4 protein-coding genes and 1 pseudogene are annotated in these 5,603 nt (G+C 58.1%); 1 reads left to right on the top strand and 4 read right to left on the bottom strand.

Annotated elements, in window-relative coordinates; genetic code table 11:
• Positions 1–912: 912 nt before the first annotated feature.
• The 4 genes and pseudogenes from ASE04_RS32260 to ASE04_RS31045 all read right to left on the bottom strand — a co-directional run bounded on the left by ASE04_RS32260 (position 913) and on the right by ASE04_RS31045 (position 4,042).
• The gene (locus ASE04_RS32260) at positions 913–1,266 is read right to left on the bottom strand and encodes a GCG_CRPN prefix-to-repeats domain-containing protein (protein ID WP_443216885.1); all 354 of its coding nucleotides are present in this window, start codon (positions 1,264–1,266) and stop codon (positions 913–915) included.
• An 868-nt stretch (positions 1,267–2,134) separates the two neighbouring features.
• Positions 2,135–3,162 (bottom strand): annotated as a pseudogene (locus ASE04_RS19140) (substrate-binding domain-containing protein).
• Between the two features lie 344 nt (positions 3,163–3,506).
• Complete coding sequence (locus tag ASE04_RS19135) at positions 3,507–3,776, bottom strand: hypothetical protein (RefSeq protein WP_200960743.1); 270 nt, start codon at positions 3,774–3,776, stop codon at positions 3,507–3,509.
• A gap of 56 nt (positions 3,777–3,832) precedes the next feature.
• Positions 3,833–4,042, bottom strand: a complete 210-nt coding sequence (locus ASE04_RS31045; protein ID WP_162260537.1) for a hypothetical protein — start codon at positions 4,040–4,042, stop codon at positions 3,833–3,835.
• Positions 4,043–4,070: 28 nt separating this feature from the next.
• Here ASE04_RS31045 and ASE04_RS31040 point away from each other — a divergent pair, with 28 nt between their 5' ends.
• On the top strand, positions 4,071–4,211 hold the full coding sequence (locus ASE04_RS31040) for a hypothetical protein (protein ID WP_162260536.1): 141 nt from the start codon (positions 4,071–4,073) through the stop codon (positions 4,209–4,211).
• Positions 4,212–5,603: the final 1,392 nt, after the last annotated feature.

Here is a 5,603-nt window from a genome sequence, read left to right as displayed (position 1 = left end):
CGATCTCTTCTGCCTTGTGTCTTTTCGCTGCCATTCCAATGTCCTTCTTCGGCTCATAAGCCATACTTCAAGAAGGATCACTTTTCAGGGGGCAGACCACTCCCTTATACGCGAGCGTAAAGCTCTCTCAACGGTTCGACGAAGCCTCGAAATGCGCAAAGGGTTCTGCTTTTTTACGAACGATAGTTCAGGCCCCGCAAGGACCAACCGCTTTGCGCATCGTCATCGCGGTGTTGCAATCACCCCAATGACAAACAAGGCCGGTGCATCATAACAAATGCACCGGCCTTGCAATGTATAAGGCCCCGCAGTGCGGAGCCTTGTTTGTCAGTAATCGTCATAATAATCCGGTTGCAGATAGCGCCGGGAACCATATGGCGGCGGCGGATAATCATCGTCGTAGTAGTAGCGATCCTGATACCGGGGTTGGCGACGGTCGGCATAGCACTGGCCGTCCTGACCACGGACTCTGCCCGGACCACACGAGCGGCGGCTAGGGTAACATTGGCCGTCGCCCCCACGAACCCGACCAGGGCCGCAGGAATACCACGGTTCCCGACGACCCGGATAACATTGGCCATCGTCGCCGCGATACCTTCCAGGGCCGCAAGAGCCGTTCCCACGCCCTCGCCCCTGCTCCGGGTAACACTGACCATCACCACCGCGGTACCTGCCGGGACCACAAGAATAATCCACCTGCACTACAGACGATATAACGCCAACGGGCCGCTCCGACATCACAGCAAATGCCATGTCTGCAGAAAGGAAAGATATTGCTAGGCTCAACGCCAAAAGAACACTTCTCATGATATGCGACCCAAGTTACAGCCGATAGCTCTTTAAGAGCTTGCGTCGACGATAGGCGCGCAGGTCTGAACCGTTTGTGAACGCGGGATGAGGGCCAGTTGATCCCTAGTTGGCGTAGCACTGTCCATCAGGTCCACGGTGACGCCCGGCACCGCAGGATTTGCCGCGCACGGGGTAGCACTGACCATCACCGCCGCGGACTCTGCCGGGGCCGCAAGAATACCGGGAGTAGCCGTCGTTCCCGTAGTAGCCGGAATGACCGGCTTGGCGTCGGCTCGCATAGCATTGGCCATCGCCACCGCGCACCCGACCGGGGCCACAGGATTCCATCGACCTGCGGTTATTGTATTGGTTCGGATAGCATTGACCGTCACCTTCTCGGTGCCGCCCCGGACCGCAAGACCAATCCACTTGCTGAACCGTGGACGAGAGCCCATTGGGTAACGCGATGGAAGGCATGGCAGCTGAGACCATCCCTGCTGAAAGTGAAGCAACCGCTAGGCCGAAAGCTAGAAGAATGTTTTTCATGAACTTGCACTCCCGAATTTGCTGATCATGAACGCGTGAAGGGTCAAATAGTTCACTCGGAGAATGAGGAGCGAAAGGCGGAACTTTCCCTGATCGCGTGCGTTTTCTAACGGTCAAGACCCACTTATCTCTCCAAAGATTTGCCACGCCGTCCTTCGCTGGCGGGCCTTTTTTTGAACGCTCGACCGAGCCCCGGACAAAGGAGCGATCCGCCGTCGCCGTGCTTCACTTGTCATGAAGGCGGCAACAGGAGGGCTCGACCTGACGAGGGGTCTGGCCCTCGCTGCGATCCCTACGGTATGCGGCCCTGCCGGAAAGCGGCTATGAACATGGCGCGGATGAGCGAGGCGCAAACAGCCAGGCTATCTGCAGGCCGGCCCGATCTGTTGGAAACCGGGGTCGCGTCAGCTGGATACTCGAACCAAAGCTCCACCCTCCCCTTTGAGTCGCGTCGTGCGCGGGAGGACGCCATAGCAAAGCCGCTTATATCAAAACACCTTCGCTAGGATGGCCAGCAGCAAATATAGTGACGTCAGTATCAGGATTAGTAACCTTGGTTGCAACATGGCAATCACAGCTGTCTGTCTTGGAATCGTAGACTATCGCGTTGTCATACCTTTTGCGAATCCCCTTGAAGGATGCGTGCCGCAGCTATCCGTCATGCTTCCAGGCTCGATACGATCTCCGCAATGAGCGTCGGCTGCGCCCACACCAGATCCTTTCGCCGGCCGCTGTATTCGATCGGCGGCGTCTTGCGCTTGATCCTATCGAGGGTCTGCGGAGCTGGGAGGCGACCCGATCAGGGGGGGATTGTGAATGCGTCGCTTTCGCCCGGGGCGAGTTCCAGCGGCCAGATCGTATTCTGGCACCCTTTGGGTAAAGAGCGGAATAGGCGGGCATCGTCGCAAGAAGTGTCTCGGCCAGCTTGGTGCCGAGGTCGCGAAGCGACAGGCGGAAGCAAGTGAGCGTCGGCTGCAGGAACCTGGCGCGCGGCTCTTCGCGAAAGCCGATCACGGCAAGATCGCGGCCGGGAACGACCCCTGCCTCGACCATGCGTCGATAGAGGCCGATCGCCATCAATTCGTAGATCAGGATGATCGCTGTTGGCCGGTCCTTGAGTTGTAACAACTCCGTGCCGGCCTGATAGCCGCCCTGCTCGCTGGATTTCACGCGGATTATTAGACTCGGATCAAACTCCAGGCCGTGCCGCTCCAGCGCCTGCCGGTAGGCATCCACGAAGACATAGCCGAGGTTGATATCGGTGGAAGGTGCTGCAATAGCGATGCGGCGATGGCCCTTGGCAACGAGACGCTCGACAGCACAAGCCGCTACCCCCTCGAAATCCAGGTCGATCCAGGGATAATTGCCGCCAGACGAACTGCGTCCGAGCGCCACGAACGGAATCTTTGCCTTCGAGAGGAAATCGATACGCTTGTCGATGCGCTGCGTTGCGGAGATGATCATGGCATCGACGACGCGGCGAGCGACCATGCGCTTCAAATACTCATGCGGATCTTCGTCGCCTGGGCAAGGCAGCATGACGAGGTCAAGCTTGTGCCGCGTGAAGACGGACTGAAGCCCGCCCGTGACGCTAAGGAAGAAGTTGTCCCCGTTCTCGACGGTTTCCTGGCTCGCTTCGATCATGAGCCCGATAACATTCGTCGTGCCTTGGCGAAGGCTGCGGCCGGATTGATTGGCGACGTAGCCGAGTTCCTCCGCTGCCGCCAACACGCGCTTGCGCGTCTCCTCGTTGACGTCAGGCTTGTCATTCAGCGCCCGCGATACTGTCCCGATCGAGATATCGAGATGTTTTGCCAGCTGGCGAATTCACTTCATTTGCGGCAAATTCCTCCTCACCCCGAAACGCCTCGGCTCATATCTGCCATACAGAAACGCTTCCGAGAAGCACTTTGGAACTGATGAATTGTTGGACTACTAACCTGTGCCCTGCAGCATTGCTCTTGCCGCCACGGCAGACCCGATACAGCCGGGATCGTGACCCGCCGCTGTCCCAGCGATTTCACTACGGTGAATCCTACAGTATGCGCGCATGCCCGGAAGCGGCTATAAACGTGTCTACCCAGAAGGTAGGCGCCAGCTACCGCCATGACGACGACAGCGACGATCTTGAGCCATGCAGGGAATCGGCTCCGAAACGATAGCCCACATCCTCAGCTCTCCACCGCTTCACGAATGTCCTTGATAGCCGCAATGATCCAGTGGCGAAGAAAGAGGACGCCAAGACCGATGACTGCCACCGCGGCGACAATGACGAGAAGCGCTTTCCAGTCGAAGCCAGCGAGTGCCGAAAGGCTCGAGCCGCCGCCGAACAAGCTTCCGATCCAACCGATGATGTTAAATTTCTTCTTGACCGCCTGCTCAACGGTTACGGGCACGACGGTCTTTTCCTCGACGACAGGAGCCGCTGAGAAGGCTGCCATCTTCGTCGAGGCTCCAGACAGCGCCAGCAGTGCAGTGTATAACGCTACGCGCGTCTTCAGCCCAGCATAGCCGTCCACGTCTCGCAGAGCATCCCAATTTCGGCCGACTTGCCGATACCGTGGCCACTGGAAACAGCAATCTGCAGCGGCTGATAAGGGTTCTCGCTGTTTAGATTCTGCCGAATCTCTTCTTTGATGTCCGCCTGCCCGTCGCGAGGGCCATCGATCCCAGCCAGTTCTTCTAATCCCCAATCCAAAGGCAACAAGAGCCCACGCCTGCGGATCGTACTGGCATTGCGCAGTCAGCTCGATGAGCTCGTCCTCGAGCTCGGCATCAATCTTGGCCAGTGCGACCATTACTTCTTCGCGGCTCGCGACCTGGCGCAGGCAAGGCGTTCGGCGATCGAGCCTGTCAATTCAATCTCGACCTTTTAACGGAAGGCCTGAACGTTCACATGCTTGCCGATCCGCTCAATCCGCTTTGCGAATGGAGAGCTTGACCGCGGTGAGAGGTCTCTTCCCCCCCGTCATCTTTGTGGACATCTTGAGCGGGACCATGCCATTGCCCGCTTCCCTTCGACCCCTGTGGCCGGATGGTTTCGGTTTCAATGCCACCGACAAGCCCCTGGCGCCAGATGAGCGGCCATTCGTGTATCGGCTTCAGGCTGCCGTTCTCTAATAGATGTCCGCGATATCGGCAACGGCCTCTTCGGCCAGGCGCTTCAACGCCAAATCGGCGTCGATATTAGTCCACTCAGACTGCTTTGCCCTTGCTGTCTCGATCGCAGCAAATCACCAACTACAGCAGGAGAAATGGCAGATATCGCCAAGGTTGCCGAGCCGATTGTAGTGAAATTCGCCGGCTTCCCGTAAATTCTTGGTGAAAGCTACGTGTTGGCGGCAATCCACACATCTGTCACCGTTGTTTCCAACCGCTTGCGGGCCGTCTCGTCGCTGCGGCCGATCTGCTTCCGATCTGTCCGAACGAAACATCGAACGACCGCTACCACAGTATTCGCCAGGCTGACGATCGAGGTGCCGGACCCATGACAGCGCCGTTAGGTGGTTCGAGATGTCACGCGGCGTCGGCGGGAACCGAGGCTGGATGTCATCGCCCGGATCGTAGGCGTCCAGTTATTCGCGGATGTAGTCCGGCGACTGCCCCGCATCAGACGTTTCTCGACTTCCGTGTGTGGAACCTTGACCTTTGTCGTGGCAACTCGAGGAGCCGGCCGCCGACCCGGTTGAGCACAAAGTGTGGCGCGGTTATGAATGCGAAGCTGGCTGTCTTCCGGCAGTACTATACAGCCAGACACACGCGGCTTAGCGAGGTGTAGTTTCACGAGCTTTACGGATCTTAGGCAATCCCCGTCTCCTTTAGGACGGCCGATATATTGTCTGATAAACGCGCACGCCGCCATGATGGCGCGATACTGCGCGTCAGGGTCGTCGGTAGGATCAAGGTGCAAATTTGCACCTTGAAGCGATGCCCTGCCCTGCTCTGCCAGTTGGTCGGCGCGTTCATTACCGACAACGCCTGCGTGACCCATCACCCCTGTGATTGGCAACCTAGCGCCGGTGGCGGCGGTAGGTTCAAGCGCCTCGTCGATCGGAGACAATCAATCCGGGCTTGCCGCATCGTCAGCTCCCGTGCGACACGGCGGCCGGAGATTGAGGTGGCTCGAATTACTGCCAGGCATTCACGTGTCACATCATCGACGATGTTGAGGGTAATCCCCCCGTTTTTAACGGGGCTCCGCAGTAGAATTCACGCGGCCATTTTCAGTTTCTGTGCGGGTGTTATGCCGCCGATGCCCATATTGGGCC

Source organism: Rhizobium sp. Root708 (assembly GCF_001429725.1).
Taxonomy (GTDB): Bacteria; Pseudomonadota; Alphaproteobacteria; order Rhizobiales; family Rhizobiaceae; genus Rhizobium.
The sequence above is the reverse complement of the archived record's forward strand: the minus strand, read 5'-3'. Positions and strand labels throughout refer to the sequence as shown.

What these genes read in the sequence shown, in the direction of transcription:
- ASE04_RS19135 (WP_200960743.1), bottom strand. Translation starts at nt 3,776, where the DNA reads ATGGCAGCCTTCTCAGCGGCTCCTGTCGTCGAGGAAAAGACCGTCGTG.
- ASE04_RS32260 (WP_443216885.1), bottom strand. Translation starts at nt 1,266, where the DNA reads ATGCCTTCCATCGCGTTACCCAATGGGCTCTCGTCCACGGTTCAGCAA.